Genomic DNA, 17,729 nt, shown 5'->3' with positions numbered 1-17,729 from the left:
CGCATGGGGTGCGCGGCGGGCCGACCATCATCCGACCACCAGCGGCGTGCCGATCGGCAAGTGCGCGGGATCGCGCGCGGCCGACGGATTGAGCTGCAGGATCTCGTTCAGCGCACGCGCATCCTGCTCGCCGCGCGTCATCGCCTGCTGGTCGGCACGCGATACGTGCGCGGCGTCGAGCAGCGACTGGCGATGCTGGTCCGCGATCACCCACAGCGAATCGCCGTCGACGACGATGTAGGGCTGAGCGGAGGGCGACGGCGACGGCGGGCTCGATGGCGTGCCTGGCGAGGGCTGCGGCTGGGACGGTGTGGCGCTCGTCGAAGGCGATGGCGAGGCGCTCGGTTGCGCCGCATGCGTGACGGGCGCTTGCTGCCCCGGCGTGGCGGCCGGCGACGGCGCGACGGCGTGCTGGGTCGGACCGCCGCCCGGCTGCTGCGTGCCGGATGGCGGCGGCTTGCCGTCGTCGTCCTCGAACGCGGTGTAGATCCACTTGCCGACATAGATCAGAATCGGCGCGACCATGAGCGAAGTCGGGATCGAGCCGGTGAGCCGCTTCGGCAGGTTCGGGAAATGCGTGTCGATGCGCGCGAGTGCGAGTAGCGTCGCGGACGACAGCGACGAAATCGCGATCGGCAAGTCCGAGTGGATCGCGGGATGCGGGCCGACGAACGGCGCGATCGCGCCGCCGGCGATGCTCGCGAGATCCGACATCAGGTCGATGCCGCGCACGACGCGGCTGCGCCGTTCGATGCTCAGGTGTGCGAATGCACTGCCCTGCACGAGGCCGGTGTACGTGATGCCGAGCAGCGCGCCGGCCGCGCCCAGCGCGGGCACCACCGACGGATTCTGCAGCAGCGCATGCAGCGACAGCTCGCCGAGGCTCGCATAGCCGGCGATCGCGGCGGCTCGTCCGGCCTTGCCCATGAAGCGGCGCGGATTCCCGTAATGCAGCTGCTGGATCGAGGTGCCCGCGAGCACGCCCTGCATCTGCTGGAGCATGTCGTTGGCGATCATCTTCGTGTACTCGAGCGTCTTGTCCGCGGGCAGCGATGCGGCCTTGTGCAATTCCAGCTGAAGATGGATCTTCGCGCGCGCGCTTTCCGCGAGCAGGATCAGCGACGCGTTGCGCTGCTCGGCGTGCATCTGGTGCGCATCGAGCTGATTGTTCAGGCCGTCGACGAAGCGGTCGATTACGCGGTCGAACAGCCGCGGATCGCCGCTTTTCAGCGCGCGCACGGTGTCCTGGTGCACGGCCTGCACGAGCCGGCCGGTCCGCACGCCGACGAACGCCGCGTTCGCGGTCTGCTTGAATTTTTCCGGTGTCAGGCCGAAGTGATGGACGGCGAAGCCGGCCGCCGCGCCGACGGCGATCGACATCAGGTTCTTGCGGTTCAGCAGCGCGGCGATCCAGCTGTCCGGCTGATGCAGACGCAGCGCATGCAGTTCCGCGGCCGCGGCGAGCGGATCGTCGGGCCGCATCGGTTCGTTCGTCTGCGCGCTGACGAGCCGGCTTTCGCTGATCGGTTGCGTATCGGCGACGACGAGGGCCGGCGCGAGGACGGTTTCGCGCCATGCCTGCAGCGGTTCGACGCCAGTGCCGCCGCCGTCCGTCGTGACGAGTTGTTCGGGCGCCGCGAGCCGCGCGCCGACGTTGGCGAGCCACCGTTCGGTGAACATCCGGGCGGCATCGCTGGCCGCGGGCGCACGGCGCGGGTCGGCGGCCCATTTGTCGGCGGCGAAGCGCGACGTCGCATAGCGGGCGCGATGCAGCAGTTGCGTGGTGTTGCCTTCGTACAGCTGCTGGCGCAACGCCGCGATCCGCGCGGGCGACATGCCGCGTGCCCGGCCGATGCGGTCGACTTCCGCGAGCAGCAGGCTGTGCTGGTTCATCAGCGTCGTGCGATCGACGCGGTCGTACACGCGCGTCAGCGCGTCGGCGCCGTGCAATCGTGCGAACGTCGGGTCGTTCGCCCTGGCGCGTTCGACGAGCAGCGTCGCGAGCGCGGTCGTCAGTTCCTGGTTCGCGACGAAGTCCGAGCCATGCGTCGCGTACGACAGCCCGACGTGCACCCACGGCAGCGCGGGGTGGTCGAGCAGCGATTTCGCGAGCTCCAGATGGCTCGCGCCGGACGCGGGCTCCGGCACGGTGTCCCAGCCATGGAACGTCACCATCACGTGCGGCGCGGGCTGGCCGAGGTGCTTCCGGTTCCACGATTCGAGCAGCGCGCCGAGCCGTGCGTGGTCGTGATAGCCGGTGTTGGAGCCGGGCTGATGCCGATGGTCGACGGACGACACCAGCGCCCGCGCCGGCGCCATTTCGAAGCGCAGCAGGAAACCGGCCTTCGATGACGCGTCGAGCCAGTCGTGTACGTATTTCTCGGCCAGGTCGTCGATACGCATCGACTTGCCGTTCGCGCCGGTGATCGTGCCGGTCCAGTAGTCGATCGTCGCGTCGCGGTGGTCGCCGATCGACTTCGCGTCCTGCACGACGGCGGGGTCGTGCTTCGCGCCGCGCGTGGCCACGAGCGTATGCGGATCGATCACGATCGTCACGGCCGACATCACGCCGCCGTGCCGCTCGATCTGCGCGACGAACGTCGCCGGATCGTCGGAGAGCCGGAACGCGCGGCTCATCGGCACGACGCGCTGCTGGTACGCGGGATCGGCGGCAAGGAGCCGGCGGCGCAGCGCGCGATCGGTCGCGAGCGCGGTGCTGAAACGGCTCAGCACCGTTTTTCTGAGCGGAATCGGCGCGTAGCGCGAGCCGCCGCCCGACCAGTCCCGCGCGACGTACAGCGGCATGCCGGTGTCGCGCAACGCCTGTGCGTCGGCCATGATCGCCGGCGGTACGCCGTCGACCGCATCGTCGACTTCGAGCGGCGCGGCGCGCGGATCGCGTGCGTGCTGCACGAGTGCGTCGATCCGGTCGTAGTGCGCGAGCAGGGCCGACGCGTTGCCGTCGCCATAGCGCTGCAGCGATTCGACCTGCGTCGTGCTGACGAGCGACGGTTGATAGGTCCGCACGTCGAGCACCGGATGGCCCGATGCCGCTTGCCCGTTGCGTGCGGCCGCGGCGTTCGCGCGGCGGATCGACTGCAGCGCCGCGTTGCGTTGCGACCGAAGCCGCTGCGCTTCGGCCGCGCCCCAGTTGCGCCGCGCGTCGGACGTTTCCGGCGACGGGTCTTTGGCCAGCGCGTCGACGTACGCGAGGCGGGTCTCGAGCGTCTGGAGCCGTGTGCCGCGCGCGTGTTCCGCCAGCGCATCCGGTGCGAGTTCGGTCAGCAGCAGATGGGTATCGCCGCCGTACGGGCCGCCGCCGATCGGCGACGCTTCGAGCGGCACACCGGGGCCGTCCGGTTTGCGCCAGTTGTCATGCCACGTCAGTTCGCCTTCCGCGTTGGCCGTGATCACCGCGCGCGGCTTGCCGAGCCGGTACGCGATCCGGTCGCCGCCGCCATACACGTAGATGAAATGCTTGCCGGGCACGAGGCCGCGCGCTTTCGCAAGACCGAGCAGGTGCACGACGTTGTGGCCGCTGAAATCCAGCGCGTGACCCGACGCGACGGGCAGCAGGCCGGCTTCGAACGTGCGGGGCGCCGGCGCGGTGGTCGCGGGCGTGCGCGTGCCGCCAGCCGGAAGCGTGCGCGTCGTGGGCGACGCGCGGCCGAGCGTCGCGATCGCGCGGGCGCGGCGCAGCGCGATCGCGGCGCCCGCACCGGTCAGCGACGCGAAGCGGCGCCGCAGGCCGTGCATGCCACTGATCGCGACATGGCCGCCGTATTGAAGGCCGCGGCGCGGCAGGACTTCCGTCTTGTTCTTCTTCGGCGGTCGAGGCGCGTCGAAGCGGTCGCCGACTCGCGCCAGCGTGGCCGGTTCGACGCTGCTGACGAAGAACGTCATCCCCCGCGTGCGGGCGCGCGTGAGCGGCACGCTGTGCAGTTTGCCCTTCGGCCGCAACCGGATGCGCCCGCGCTGCGGGTACGCGGCGGCGAGCGGGCGCTCCTTCACGTGGGTCTGCGCGTGCGGTGCGTTTTCCTGGTATTGCCAGACACCGGTGGCCGAGTCGTAGCGCGCATGACCGGCGATCTTGCCGGTCGCCTTGTCGACGACGTAGATCGTGTCGGCGTGGCCGGCCGCGGCGGCGGCCTGTTTCGCGCGCGCGAAATGCGGCGCGTTCGACAGCGCGTCGATCGCATCGACGTACGCGTCGCGCACGCGGCCGTTTCGCGTGAATTCGACCGTCTCGCCTTCACGCGCGGGCTTGATCTTCGCCGGGCCGCCGAGCGCGGCCAGTTCACGGTGCGTGACGGGCGACGCATGGAAATCGAACGCGCGTCGCGCGGCGGCGGTGCCGGCCGGATCGCTACGCTCCGTTGCGCTCGACAGCGCCTGCTTCAGCGCCTGCCGTTCTTCGGCGTTCAGCGCGTTGCCCAGAAAGCGGAGGCGAAGGATCGCGCCATTCGCATCGACGTGCGCCGTCGCGACGAATGTCGGCGGCGCGTCGGGCGTCGGCTTGCCGGCGCGCGAGATCAGCAGCGTGGTGTCGGTACCGGTCTGCTGCACCAGATGCCCGAGCGTGGGCGCTTGCTGGCCTTCGGCGCGCGTCAGCGTGCGCATGTCGCGCTCGTCGAGCCACGCACGCGCGTGCTTCATCGCGCCGCCGTCGACCGCATGGCGGCCGCGTGCTGGCGCGGCGAGCCGTGGCGCGACGGGGCGTCCGGCGGCCGAGCGAACCTGTTCGCCGTAGTAGTCGCGATAGGTCGGATTGCCGGGCGTCGACGTGCGCATGTCGCCGAACGTGTCCGCGAGGGCGTCGAGCGCGGCCGGATCACGGCTCGTCAGCGCATGCTCGGTCGCCCGCGCGAGCGCGTCGGGCAGCTTCGCGTGGGTCGCGATATCGGGCCCGCCGGCGGCGAGGATTTCGTTGCGTATCGTGTACGCGTTGACCTCCGCGCGCGCATCCGACTTCAGCAACGCGGCCACCGCGGCTTCGGGGCTGGCGTGTTCGGCGGCCAGCGCGCCGGTCGCGAGATCGACGCTGTGCTGCAGTTCGTGGCCCCACACGAACACGAGCGTGCCGGCGCGGCGCGTACTGCCGTCGAGCACGATCGTGCGTGTCTGCGCATCCGCGTAATGGCCGCCGCCCGGCGTGCCGAAGCGGATCGTCCAGCCGTCGCTGCGGGCCAGCCGCATCTGCGCGCGGAAGGTCGGCGACTGCCGCGCGATCGCATGCGCGCGCATCAGCAGCACGCGGCCGCGGAACCGCTGCACGACGCGCCCGAGCATGCCCGGGCGTTGTGCGTACGCGCCGCTTTCGGCGTATGCGGGATGGGCGAGGCGAATGCGGCCCGTCGCGATGCCGCGCTGGATCGTGTCGATGACGCCGTCGATCCGCTCGACGACGTCGCCTTCCGGGTCCGCCTTGTGCATGACCTGGCCGGGATCGTGCAGCAGCACCTCGCCATGGCGGCCGAACAGCACCTGGAAGTCGTACAGCAGCCCGTGCTGTTGCGTGACGTTGCGAATGTTCACCAGATCGCCGAGACCGCTGCGCCGGACCACGCCGGGCAGGCCGAGCCCTTTCTCCATCGCGGCGCTGCTCAGAAGGGCGGCCGGCTTGTACACGACACCGGCCCGGCCCAGGTGCGAGAACGGCCCGTCGACCGTGCTGACGGGCAGGTTGAGCCGTTTCAGTTCGCGCAGGCCGCCCTGTTCGGCGCCGATCTCCTCGTGGGCGACTTCCATGCCGTCCGGCGACGTGTCGCGGAAGAAGCCGATGGCCTGGCCCGTGCCGCCGTCGAATACCGTCTTGTAGAGCCCGGAGCCGAGGAGCGGGCCGAGATGATCGGCGGGGTCGACGGTGCGCGCGGGGTCGCCGGCGACGTGCAGTTGGCCGCCGGTGACCGACAGCTCGCCGAGCGCCGGTTGCGTGTAAGCGGCCGGCACGTAGCGGTTCATGCCCGACAGGTCGGTCAGGCTGCCGCCGGCGCCGACGGCGTCCGGATGCACCGCGTAGACGGGGCGTTGCCACAGGTTCGCCAGTTGCGCGGCCGCGCCTTCGTTCGCGTGCCGCGCGGCCAGGATCACGACGCGCTGGCCCGCGTACGGCGCGTCCGACAGCAGCGAGAAGCCGTGCGGATCGATCGGCCGGCCGTCGGGGCCGAGCAGCGTGCCGTCGGGCTGCGTGTCGGCATGGACGATCGCGAGACGGTCGGCTTCATCCATCGACACGAGGCCGCGCCGCCGGAGCCCCAGCGCATCGAGCGCCGGCATCGCGGCGCCGAACGGCGATGCGTTGCGCTCGACGTTCGCGCGCGACCACGCGACGCGTTGGGCCTGGATCTCGCGCATCGAGCGCGGTGCATCGTCGCGCGGCTTGTTGCGGCCCCCTTTGTCGTGCGGCGGATCGCCGGCATCGTGCGGAGGTGCATCGGCGCGATTGCCGAGGTCGACGTCGTAGCGGGCCTCGAACGAATTGAGCTGCCGGCTCGCCTCGGCTTCGAGCGCCTTGCGCGTATAGCGGCCGCCGGGACGCTTACCGGCGGCGTTCGCGCGAGAGCGGTCGCTGCCGAGCAGGCGCATCTGCTGCGCGAGCGTGCCCGACTGTTCGGCGAGCGCGCTGACCTGATTCGGCAGCGGCGCGCCGCCGGCACGCATCTGCACGTCCGGGCGCTTGAGCTTCACGTCGCCGCGCTCGATCCCGCGTTCGAGCAGCGTGATCTGATCGTCGACGTCCGCCAGGGTCTGACGATACGCGTCGCTCTTGGTTTCGATCGGGCCGGGATCGGCGAGCAGCAGCCGGCCGTCGCGATACACGCCTTGCGGATCGAAATACAGCCGGTCCTGCACGATCGCATCGCGCAGCGTGCGCAAGGTCTGCAGCGATTCGGGGTCGAGCGTCGTCGGCAGCAGCCCGCGTCCGGCATCGCCGGTATGCAGCCCGCCGCGCGGCTGGTACAGCACCGCGACGCGGTTGGCGTGCGAAAACGGGCCGTCCATCGCGACGGTCGGGAGATCGTATCGACGCCGCAGCAATGCCAGCGCCGCGCGCTCGGCGTCGGCGCTGGCCCGCTGTTCGGCGCGCGTGCTGAAATCCTCGTAGAGGGCGACGACCGCGTCCCGGCCGAGCGCGAAACCGCCCTTGTGCGCGCCGAACCCGAGCAGCGCGCCGAGATGCTCGTTCAGGTCCACGGGCTTGCCGCTATCGGCGTGAAATACCTGCAGGCCGTCTGCCCGCAGCGGCCCGAGCGCGACCTCCGGATGCGGCGCGGGATCGAAGCGCACGAAGCCGCTGGTCGCGCGGATCGTGCCGTCCGCCGCGAGCGCGCCGCGCGGTGCGACGAATACCGGGCGGTTCCAGACGTTCGCGAGTTCGGGCGCCAGTCCAGCCTCCGCACCTTCCGCGACGAGCACGATCGGTTCGTCGAGCCGGGACGGCGCCGGCAGGCCGTGACGCGTGTCGAGCGCGAGTTCGTGGCCGGACAGCGGCGTGCCGTCCGCGCGCGTCAGCGGCGCATCCGCGCGGCCGTTGCGCACGACGAACAGCGTGCGACCGCCGTAGCTGTGCTGCTCGACGCGCGCGCCGCCGGGCGCGACCGCGACATCGGCATCGCGTGCGGCGAAGCCCGGGGCGAGCGGGGAGGATTCGATCGCATGGAGGACGGTCCAGGCAACGCGCTGGCGAAACGTCAGCGGTTCGAGCGGGCCGCCCGCGCCGGCGTCGGCCGGATCGGCGACCCGCCGGTACTGGACCGTCCGTGCGTCGCCGCTGCGGCGATCCGCGCGCGAGGCGGTGCGCGCATCCTGGTCGTTCTCGGCGGCGCGTTCGCGCACCTGCGCGGACGAGCGGCCCGCCTGCGCGCTCGCGCGCGACGTCGCGGCGGCCGGCTCGGCGACGGCCGCCGTCGGGTCCGCTGCCGCGCGCAGCGCGGACGGGGTCGCGCGGGCCGCATTCGTGCGCGCGCCGTCGTCGTGCGACGGCGCGGCCGGCGTCGGCGTGTCGGGCGCCGGGGTCGCGCCGCGCGGCGCGCCGACCTGGCTCGGCGCGCGCAGCTCGATGCCGTCGGACAGCGTCAGGCTGCCGTCCCGGCCGGCCGTGATGCGGCCATCGGTGTCGTAGCGGTTGAAGCGCGTGCGCTCCAGAGTGCGCCACGAGCCGTCGACGCGCTCCGCGATCGTGATGCGGCCTTCGTGGTCGACGAACGCAGTGGTACCGGTCGTGCCGCGTGAGCCGGTATTCACCGCATTCGCGCGGCTCAATACGCGGATCGGCACGCCTTCGTAGGTCAGCACGCGCTTGCCGACCATCAGCGTGCCGTCGCCGGCCACGGTCACGCTGCGGCCGTCGATGGTCGCGCGCGTGCGGCCGAGCCGCAGCGTGTTGGTCGCCGTGTAGCGGCTCTGGCCGATGCGCACGGTCTGGTCGCCGATCTGCACGGCCTGGTTGTTCAGGTCGCGGCCGCCGAAGCCGCCGGTACGCCGCACGATGCCGGTCGTCACGGCCTTGAGCTTCTGGTGACCTTGCGCGAGGCCGAGATTCAGGATGAACGACGACGCATCGCCGGCGAGCCGGTCCGTATGACCCGTCGCCGCATCGTGCACGAACTGCACGCCGGCTTCCGCCGCGCCGCCGAGACCGGTGACCGTCGTCGCGCGCCGCACGAAAGTGGCGAGCCCCTTCGAGTCGTTCAGCAGCGTGGCGATCTTGCCGACGCCGCCGACGCCGGCCGGCACCAGGTTCAGGTAATCGGCGCGCGCTTCCGCATCGAGCGGACTGATGGTGCGATCGTGCTGGATGCGATTGGCGAGGTCGTAGCCGGAGTTCGCGACGGCTGCCGCCGCCGACGTGTAGATCAGCCCGGTGCCGGCCACATTGAGCGCGACGCCGAGCGGCGCGCCGAACACCGTCGCGTCGAGCAGGCCGCCGCCGACTTCGAGCGCGATCCCGCCGAGCAGCATCCCGAGGTTCACGTCGCCGGAACCGAACGTATGCATCACGCTTTCCCACCAGCTGTCGTCGTGCGCGGTGTTGTGCGGGTCGATCCGCGCGGTGCCGTTCGCGTCGTAGCCGGTCGCGATGTCGAGCGTGCCGTCCGACGACAGCGAGTTGTCGTCGATGAAGTTGTCGATGCTCGAGTATTTCGCACCCTGATCGTCGACGTAATGCGTGTCGCCGTTCTCGTTCGTGACCTTGAAGATCGCGCTCGTGACCAGGCCGGCATCCTTCGACGCATAGACGATCGGCATCACGTTGACGCGCGTGCCGGCGCCGCCGCCCACCTTCAGCAGCTCGTCGCGGACCTTGTCGATCGATTCGAGCTTCTTGCCGTCGCTGAACTGTGCAGCGTTCCGATCGTCGGTGGCGCGGTCCGGCGACAGCCCGATCGCGACGCCGACGAGGTTGCGCTGCTGCGTGAGGTTCAGCTGGCCGAAGTCGATCCGCGTGCCGTGCTGCGTCGCTTCGCCGGCCTTGTCGAGCAGCGACTGCGACAGCTCGCTGCGGTGCGCGCCGAAGAAGTCGGACAGCGCCTTCGCGTAGTCCTTCTGATCGGATTCGGTCTTCGGATTGCGCAACCGCTCGTCGAGATGCGCGTCGAATTCGTTGAACAGCACCTGCTGATGGAACGTTTCGACGCGCAGTTGCGCGCGCTGGACATCCTGGTTCGCCTGATCGAGTTCCGCGAGCGCATCGGAAAGCGGTTTCGCGTGTGGATTGACGAGGAACGGCACCGGCGCCGTCAACGGGATGTTCTTCGGGGTGCCCTGCGGTTTCGCGACGGAGAACACGCTCGGCGTCGGGCCGATGCCGTGATCGAGGTTCCACTGGTCGTACTGGGCCTGCAATCCGTCGACCTTGATCTTCAGGTCCTGCTGCTTCGCCTGCGCATCGACGAGCGCCTGCTTCGTCGCCCGCTCGTTGACGGACGCGGTCATCCGCTCGTCTGCCTGATGGAGCGCGGACGCGATCGTTTTCAGGCCCTTGATCTCGAGCGGCGTCGGATCGTTCGCGATGCACATCGTCCGGTGGTCGTACTGATTCTGCACGCCGGCGGCGATATCGTCGTAGTGGATCGCGAGCGCGTTGCCGTACGCGGCGACATAGCCGTCGTGCGCGAGGCTCGCGGCATCCTTCGCCTTCGACAGCTGTGTGGCCGCGTCTTCGACGCCGAGATCGGCGCGCGGATCCATCAGCTTGACGCCGGGATGGTCGCGGCGCCATTGCGTCGCGCTCTTTTGCGTGGCGTCGTAGTTCTTCTGCTGTTCGTCGACCTGGCGATTCGCATACAGCATCTGCAAATAGCCGCCGCTCACGCGCGCGCTCGCCTGCGCGTGATCCAGCAGGTCTTGCTGCGCGGCGACCGTCGTGCTCATCACGGTCGGTCCGTACTTGCCGGATACCGCGTTGTACGTGCCCTGTATGTCGGCGACCTTCGCCGCGTCGGTTGCCGCATTCAGGCACGCGTTCGCATAGTTCGCGTCGTCGGCGCTCTGCGTCAGTTGCGTCCGGGCCTCGTCGGGCTTCAGCGCCGGCGGCACGTCGATCACGCGATCGAGCGGCGCAAGCTCCTTGTTGATGCGCGCGATGCCGGCGTCCATCGCATCCGCGTAATCGCCGTTCGACGCATACGACTGCAACTGGGCGAGCGCGAGATTCGAGTTCGCGATGTCGGCGTTGTGCAGCGCCTTCGCTTCGGACAGCTTCGCGTCCGCCTTCTGCCACGCGTCGTAGGCCTGCTTTTGCTGCGGCGTCCAGTTGTCCTGCGAGGCCTTGGTCGGATCGTCGTCGATGCCGGGCACCGCCGCTTTCAGCCGGTCGAGCGCCGCATTCGCGTCGGATTGCGCGGAGCCGGCGCGTTTCGGATCGAGCGCTTCGTTGTCGTGGTCGGCCTGCTGCGCGTACGCGATCATGTAGCCGGCGTCGGTCGTGACGTCGAGCTCCTTTTCCGCCTTCGCGGTGGCCTGGTGCGCGTTGTCGTAGGCGGTTTGCGCGCCGGCCAGCGCGTCCTTCGTCGTGGACGGATCGTTCTTCGCGTTCGTCAGCGCGGTCTGCTTGTCCTGCTCGTCCTGCAGCGCGTTGTCGTATTTGGTCTGCGCGCTCTGGATCGCGGTCTGCGCGGCTTTGGTCAGCGGATCGTCGACCGTGATGTCGGGCGGCTTGGGCCGGTATTGTTCGGCGAGGCTCTGGATCAGCGAGGTCGCGGACGCGATTTCGGCATTGGTCGGCTTCGACGGGTCCGTATCGGACGTGACCTGCACCGTGATCGGCGGCGGCGGGGGCGTGGCGGTCTGCTGTTTCGACGGATCGCCCGATTGCCGCGCGGCTTCGCTCGCCGCTTGCGCGCGTTCGGCTTCGAGCGTGCGCTCGAGGAACGCCATCCAGTTGGCGCCCATGCCGACGCCGTCGATATCCAGCATCAAACTCCTCCCGGTCGCGCCGCGCTCGACGGGGCGCGCATTACGATGCCATTACGGTCAAGCTTGGAGTGTAGAAAGGCATGCACCGCGATGACGCAACGCGTTTCGTAGCGCGCGACCGATGCGCGCGCGCCGCCGGGGCGTGGCTACGAACGGCGGCGAGATGGGGGCGCGATGGAGGGAGCGGCCGACTTACTGATCGAGACACCGCACACACAGCCGCTTCGCCTGGTTCGCCGGCAGCCCGCGGCACATCATCACCACCGGCCGGGCATGGCACGACGGCGCATCGGCGGACGCGGCGGCCGACGGCAGGCGCCGCGCGCGGTCGGGCGGCGTCGTGGCGGCCGCGGCCATGCGCCGCTCGCGCGCCGGCGGCGGCGTGTCGGTCACGACGGGAATCGGTTCGACGCCGCCTTCGCGCGCATTGCGCTGCGCGCTCGCGACGACGCGGCTCACGTAGCCGCTCGAGAAGCCGGTCGTGAAGTTGCCGCTGTAGTAGCACGACAGCGCCGCGCGCAACGCGGCCTGCGTGGCGCGGCCGGTGCCCGACGAGCGCGCGAAGCATTCGGTCAGGATCGCGCCGCCGGCCTGCAGGTTGCGGCACGGCTCGAACATCGTCGCTTCATCGAGCCCGTATTTCGCGAAATTGCGTTCGTTCACCTGCGCGAGGCCGACGCTGTAGCTGAAGCCGCGCGACGACAGTTCGCGCGCGGTCGCGCGCGCCTCGTCGAGCGACGCGGGCTGGCGCGTCAGGTGCCCGCCGACCACGCCGATCGCATACGGATTGAAACCCGACTCGGTGCGCACGAGCGCGGCGAGCGTCGCGGGATCGACGTTCGGCGCGCAGGCGCGCGCCAGTTGCGCGAAACCGGCGCCGCCGCCGGCCGCCTGCGCGACGCGCGCCGGCAGGCACGCGAGCGCGAGCATGGCCAGCGCGCACAGGCAAGCAGCGGCGGTTCGCAGGCGGCGCGCGTTCATCCCGCACCCGCCACGCGGTACGACAGCACGAGCCCGTGCACGAGCAGCGACCAGCCGTCGAGCGCGACGAACAGCAGCAGCTTGAACGGCACCGAGATCGTCGTCGGCGAGATCATCTGCATCCCGAGCGCCAGCAGGATGTTCGCGACCAGCAGATCGACGACGATGAACACGATGTAGATGACGAAGCCGATCTGGAACGCCTTCGTCAGCTCGGCGAGCGTGAAGCTCGGCACCAGCACGAGCAGGTCGTCGTCCTTGATGCCGTCCGCGCGGTTCTTCGGCCAGACCGACGTCGCGGTGCGCACGAAGAACTCGCGGTCGCGCTGGCGCGTATGCGATACCAGGAAATCCTTGATCGGCGGCAGCGCGGCATCGGCGAGCGCGCCGATGTCCGAGGTCGACAATTGCCCGGATGCATCGAAGTGGCGCGCCTGCAGCGCGTCGCGGATCGACATCCCGACGGGCGCCATGATGAACAGCGACAGGATCAGCGCGATGCCGTTCAGCACGAGATTCGGCGGCACCTGCTGGATTCCGAGCGCGGAGCGCAGCAGGCCGAGCACGACCACCAGCTTCGTGTAGCTCGTCACCATCAGCGCCGCGAACGGCGCAATGCCGAGCGCGGCGATGACCGCGATCAGCGCGACCGGATTCGGCAGGTTGCCCATCGTTCAGCGCTCGCGCGGCGCGGGTTGCGTCAGCGTGACGACGCGCACGCCGAGCTTCTGGCCGACCGCGATCAGATGGCCGGTGCCGATCAGCATCCCGTTCGCGACGAGATGGATCACGCTCTGGTTGATCCCTTGCTGCAACTCGATCACGGCCCCCGGCTGCAGCGCGCTCAGCTCGCCGAGCGGCATCGACGTGGGCGGCAGCTCGAAGCGCAGGTCGACGGCGAGGCCGTCGAGCGAGCGCGGCGCGTCGGCGGGCGGCGCGTCGTGCGTCGTCGGCGGGGCGGAGTCGGTGCGAGTCGGTTCCAAAGGCATCTCCCTGATTCGTTCGACGGTCAGCCGGTTGCCCGACGGCCGTCCGGTGATTTCCCACGCCGGCGCGGCCGGCACCCGCGCGACGCACAGCAGGTTCTGCTCGTGTGCCTTCCAGCGCTCGATCGCGATGATGTCGCCGCCGACGACGTCGGCCAGCTCGGCCGTCGTCAGCTCGGTGCGGCCGATCTCGAACACGAGCGGCACGGGCAGGCTCGCGTAGGCCGCGCGCGCGTCGGCGAGCGCGGCCGGCGCGGCCGCGAAGAACACGGCCAGCGCATCCGGCGCGTCGAACAGCAGCGCGCCGTGGCAGCGCCACGCGGCGTCGGCGCGGCGCAGCTCGAACCGCAGCGCGGCCGTTGAGGCGGGCGAGGCCGGCGCGCCGGCCGGCGGCGGCAGCAGTTCCACGCGCTGCCGCGTCGCGGCTTGCAGTACGGCCGCGAGCGGCGCGCACAGGTCGGCAAGCAGCGCCGCGCGGATCACGGCCGGGACCGTCGGGTCGGCTGCGTCGCCGAGCCATTCGGTTTCCGCGACCGGGTCGATCCAGAGCGTGCCGGCAGCCGGACCGACGATGAAGCGGTACGCGTGCGCATCGGCGGCCGGCTCGGCGTCGACGCGCCAGCGCACTTCGTACGCATGCTCGCCGAGCGTGACCGGGACGGCGCCCGTCGCGCCGTACGCATGCGACAGCCCGCGCGCGGCGGCGGCGGACAGGCGCGGCAGGTAGGGCGACGCGTCGAGCGCGCCCGCGGCCGGCGCGGCGGCGGGCGGCGGGGAAGCGGCGGGCATGGCCCGGTTCGCGGCGTCGCCGGCGTCGGCATTCGTCAGGAACAGCGCAGGCACGGCGGGATCGGGGCGGATTCGGCGTTGGTTCGACGGATTGTTCTGGGGCCGGCGGCGCCGAGGGGCGCGCGGCTGCTGCGTCGATTGTAGGGACGGCGATGGCCGCGTGCCGCGCCGGAATCCGTAGTCGCGGCCATCGCGCGGAGATGCCGGGCACGGGGCGCTACGAAGCGTGACGAACGAGGGCGGAGCGCGGCCGGGCGCGATGAAGCAGGGCGGTGCGGCGGCTGGCGGTCAAAAGCAACCGCCGCCCGGAGGCGGCGGCTGGGGTGCGACTGGCTGGCGGGCCGGGCGGCGTGCAGGCCGCGTCCGGCCGGCAGGCCGCGAGGTGCTGCGAATCCGCGCAGCGCGGCGGGGGAAGCGTTGCGGGCGTGCCGCGATCGGGCGGCGCGCGGGTGACGCGTTACGCGTAGTCGGCGGCCATCGCGGGTTGCGGCGCCGTGCGCACCATCGGCGCCGCGTCGTGGCGCTCGACGTGCGTCATCGCCGCGCCGAACAGCACGAGGCGATAGCCGACCGCATAGATCGGGATGATCCGCAGATTCTTGTCGTGTTCGAGCTGCAGCTTCGAGCGGATCCGCGAGATATGGGTGTCGAGCGTGCGCGACGACACGCCGAGCTCGCGGCCCCACACGGCTTCCTGGATTGCCTGCCGGGGCACGATCTTGTTCATGTTGTCGAGCAGGAATTCGACGACGTCGAATTCGCGCGGCGTAACGTCGACGACCTTGTTGTCGATTTCGATCGTGCGGCGCACGAAGTTGATTTTTATGTTGTCGATGTACAGGTATTTGCAATCCATGGTGGCCCTCGCATGTCCGTAAAGGAGTGTTTGCGGGCCTTATGCTGCAACTTCCGGGCCAGGGGAGGATTGTCGGATGGCAATAGCTGGCGGTCGCGGCGCGGATGGCGCGGCAGCCTTGAATTTAAAAGAATTTTTAACGGGAAGCGCCGGACGATCGATGAAAGGGGCGGGGCGGTGCTGAAGGATTGTTACGTAGCATCGCGGGGCGACGTTACGGGCGTTACGTCCGATGTAACGGGGGGCGACGCCGGGAACACGCGCTCGACTCGGGTTGGCGGGCGGCCGGTGGAAACCGTACATGGAACCCTACATTGAACCCTACAGGTATCAATGAAAAATCAATATGAATCAGTGACATAAGTGGTTGTAATTGCCGACATCGAACCCTACATGGAACCAGCCCGGATAAGCAGAGTGTTCTCGCGATGCGTTGAAAAACGCCGGCCACGGGGCATACCTCGCCCGGCAGCCGGCATCCCCGCGTATCAAGCCTTCGCGCTCTCCGCCGAATCGAACGGCAGCACGTAATGCCGCTTGCCCGTCGCCGCGAAGATCGCATTCGCCACGGCCGGCCCGACCGGCGCGACGCCCGGCTCGCCGACCCCGGTCGGCGCTTCGGCCGACGGCACGATATGCACCTCGACCTTCGGCATCTCCGCCATCCGCAGCACGTGGTAGCCGTCGAAGTTGCGCTGCTCGACCTGGCCGTCCTTCAGCGTGATCGCGCTGTGCATCGCCGCGCCGAGCCCGAAACCGATGCCGCCCTCCATCTGCGCGGCGACGATGTCGGGATTGATCGCGATCCCGCAGTCGACCGCGCACACCACGCGCTCGACCTTCACCTTGCCGTCCGCGTCGACCGATACCTCGGCCACCTGCGCGACATAGCTCTTGAACGCCTCGGCGACCGCGATCCCGCGCCCGCGGCCCTTCGGCAGCGGCTTGGCCGGATCCCAGCCGGCCTTCTGCGCGGCCAGTTCCAGCACCGCGCGCATGCGCGGCTCCTTCGCGAGCAGGTCGCGGCGGAACGCATACGGATCCTTGCCGGCCGCGTGCGCGGCTTCGTCGATGAACGCCTCGACCGCGTAGGCCGTGTGCGAGCTGCCGACCACGCGCCACCACAGCACCGGCAGGCCGACCTGGGTGGTGGTGAGTTCGACCGACACGTTCGGCACCGCGTACGGCAGGTTCGCGGCGCCCTCGACCGACGTCGCGTCGACGCCGTTCTTGACCATGAACGCCTCGAACGGTGTGCCGGCGAGAATCGACTGGCCGACGATCCGGTGGCGCCAGCCCACCAGCCGGCCGTCCGCGGTCAGGCCCGCGTCGAGCTTGTGGAAGTACATCGGCCGGTAGAGGCCGCCCTGGATGTCGTCCTCGCGCGTCCATTGCAGCTTGACGGGCTTGCCGTCCGCGCCGAGCGCCTTCGCGATCGACACGGCCTCGACCACGTAGTCCGACCACGCGTTCGCGCGCCGGCCGAAGCTACCGCCCGCATACAGCGTGTGGATCTGCACCTGCTCGGGTTTCAGTCCGGCCGTCCTGGCGGCATTGCCCTGGTCGACCGTCTGGAACTGGTCGCCGGCCCAGATCTCGCAGCTGTTGGCCGTCAGCTTGACGACCGCGTCGAGCGGCTCCATCGGCGCATGCGCGAGGTACGGGAATTCGTACGTCGCGCTGATCTTGCGCGCCGCGCCGGCGATCGCCGCATCGGCATCGCCGTCCTTGCGCGCCGACGTGCCCGGCTTCTCGGCGAGTTGCCGGTATTCGCGCATGAGCTCATCCGAGCCACGCTTTTCCGCCTTCGTTTCGTCCCATTCGACCTTCAGCGCATCGCGGCCCTGTTTCGCGGCCCAGAAGCCGTTCGCGACGACCGCGACGCCGCCCGGCACCTGCACGACCGACACGACGCCCGGCACGGCCTTCGCGGCCGTCGCGTCGAACGATTTCACCGTCGCGCCGAAGCGCGGCGGCCGCTGCAGCAGCGCGACGCGCATGCCGGGGAACGTCGTGTCGAGCGTGAAATGCGCGGTGCCGTTCGATTTCGACGATGCGTCGACGCGCGGAATCCGGTGCCCGATCAGCTTGAAATCGGCCGGCTGCTTCAGCGTGACCTTGTCGGGCACGGGCAGCTTCGACGCATCGGCGACGAGCGTGCCGTACGCGGCCGTCTTGCCGCTCTTCGTGTGCGTGACGACGCCGTTGGCGGTGGTCAGCTCGGCGGCCGGCACCTTCCAGCGGGCCGCCGCGGCCTGCACGAGCATCGCGCGCGCCTTGCCGCCCGCTTCGCGCAGTTGCTGCCACGAGTTCGACATGGCCGAACTGCCGCCCGTGCCCTGCATCGTGCCGAACGCGAGGTTCGCGTAGCGCTTCGCATCGGCCGGCGCGCTTTCGACGCGCACGCTCGACCAGTCGGCGTCGAGCTCCTCGGCGACGATCGTCGCGATGCCCGTATACGCGCCCTGGCCCATTTCGACGTGCTTCGCGATCACCGTGACGGCACCGTCGGGCGTGATGCGCAGGAATGCGTTCGGTGCGAAATCGCCGGCCGGCGCGGTCGCGGCGAGCGCGCGGCGGCCGAGGCCGGCCCAGTCGAAGCCGATGGTCAGGCTGACGGCGGCGGCTGCCCCCGCGGCCTTCAGGAACGTGCGGCGCGACGGGCGCACCGAATCGGTGTTGTCGAGTTCGATCGTCAT

General features: G+C 70.3%; 6 protein-coding genes. All 6 read right to left on the bottom strand.

Going from position 1 to position 17,729, the window contains the following annotated elements; translation table 11 throughout:
- Positions 1-27: 27 nt before the first annotated feature.
- Positions 28-11,418 carry an LWXIA domain-containing protein gene (locus tag CFB46_RS36100; RefSeq protein WP_179235127.1) on the bottom strand — a complete coding sequence of 3,797 codons (11,391 nt, stop codon included), beginning with the start codon at positions 11,416-11,418 and terminating at the stop codon, positions 28-30.
- A gap of 192 nt (positions 11,419-11,610) precedes the next feature.
- Positions 11,611-12,399: a lytic transglycosylase domain-containing protein gene (locus CFB46_RS28615; protein ID WP_027781110.1), complete on the bottom strand. Its 789-nt coding sequence runs from the start codon at positions 12,397-12,399 to the stop codon at positions 11,611-11,613.
- Entirely contained in the window at positions 12,396-13,070 is a 675-nt protein-coding gene (sctR, locus tag CFB46_RS28610) for a type III secretion system export apparatus subunit SctR (RefSeq protein ID WP_006480865.1), read from the bottom strand. Before sctR ends, CFB46_RS28615 begins: the two co-directional genes overlap by 4 nt.
- Before the next feature lie 3 nt (positions 13,071-13,073).
- On the bottom strand, positions 13,074-14,228 hold the full coding sequence (gene sctQ, locus CFB46_RS28605; RefSeq protein ID WP_089502072.1) for a type III secretion system cytoplasmic ring protein SctQ: 1,155 nt from the start codon (positions 14,226-14,228) through the stop codon (positions 13,074-13,076).
- A 403-nt stretch (positions 14,229-14,631) separates the two neighbouring features.
- Positions 14,632-15,030 (bottom strand): winged helix-turn-helix domain-containing protein, encoded by a 399-nt coding sequence (locus tag CFB46_RS28600; RefSeq protein ID WP_027781108.1) that lies wholly within the window; start codon positions 15,028-15,030, stop codon positions 14,632-14,634.
- A 488-nt stretch (positions 15,031-15,518) separates the two neighbouring features.
- Entirely contained in the window at positions 15,519-17,729 is a 2,211-nt protein-coding gene (locus CFB46_RS28595; protein ID WP_089502071.1) for a xanthine dehydrogenase family protein molybdopterin-binding subunit, read from the bottom strand.

It is taken from the genome of Burkholderia sp. HI2761 (genome assembly GCF_002223355.1).
Lineage (GTDB): Bacteria > Pseudomonadota > Gammaproteobacteria > Burkholderiales > Burkholderiaceae > Burkholderia.
Note: the sequence above shows the minus strand (reverse complement) of the source record. Positions and strands in the feature narration are given on the sequence as shown.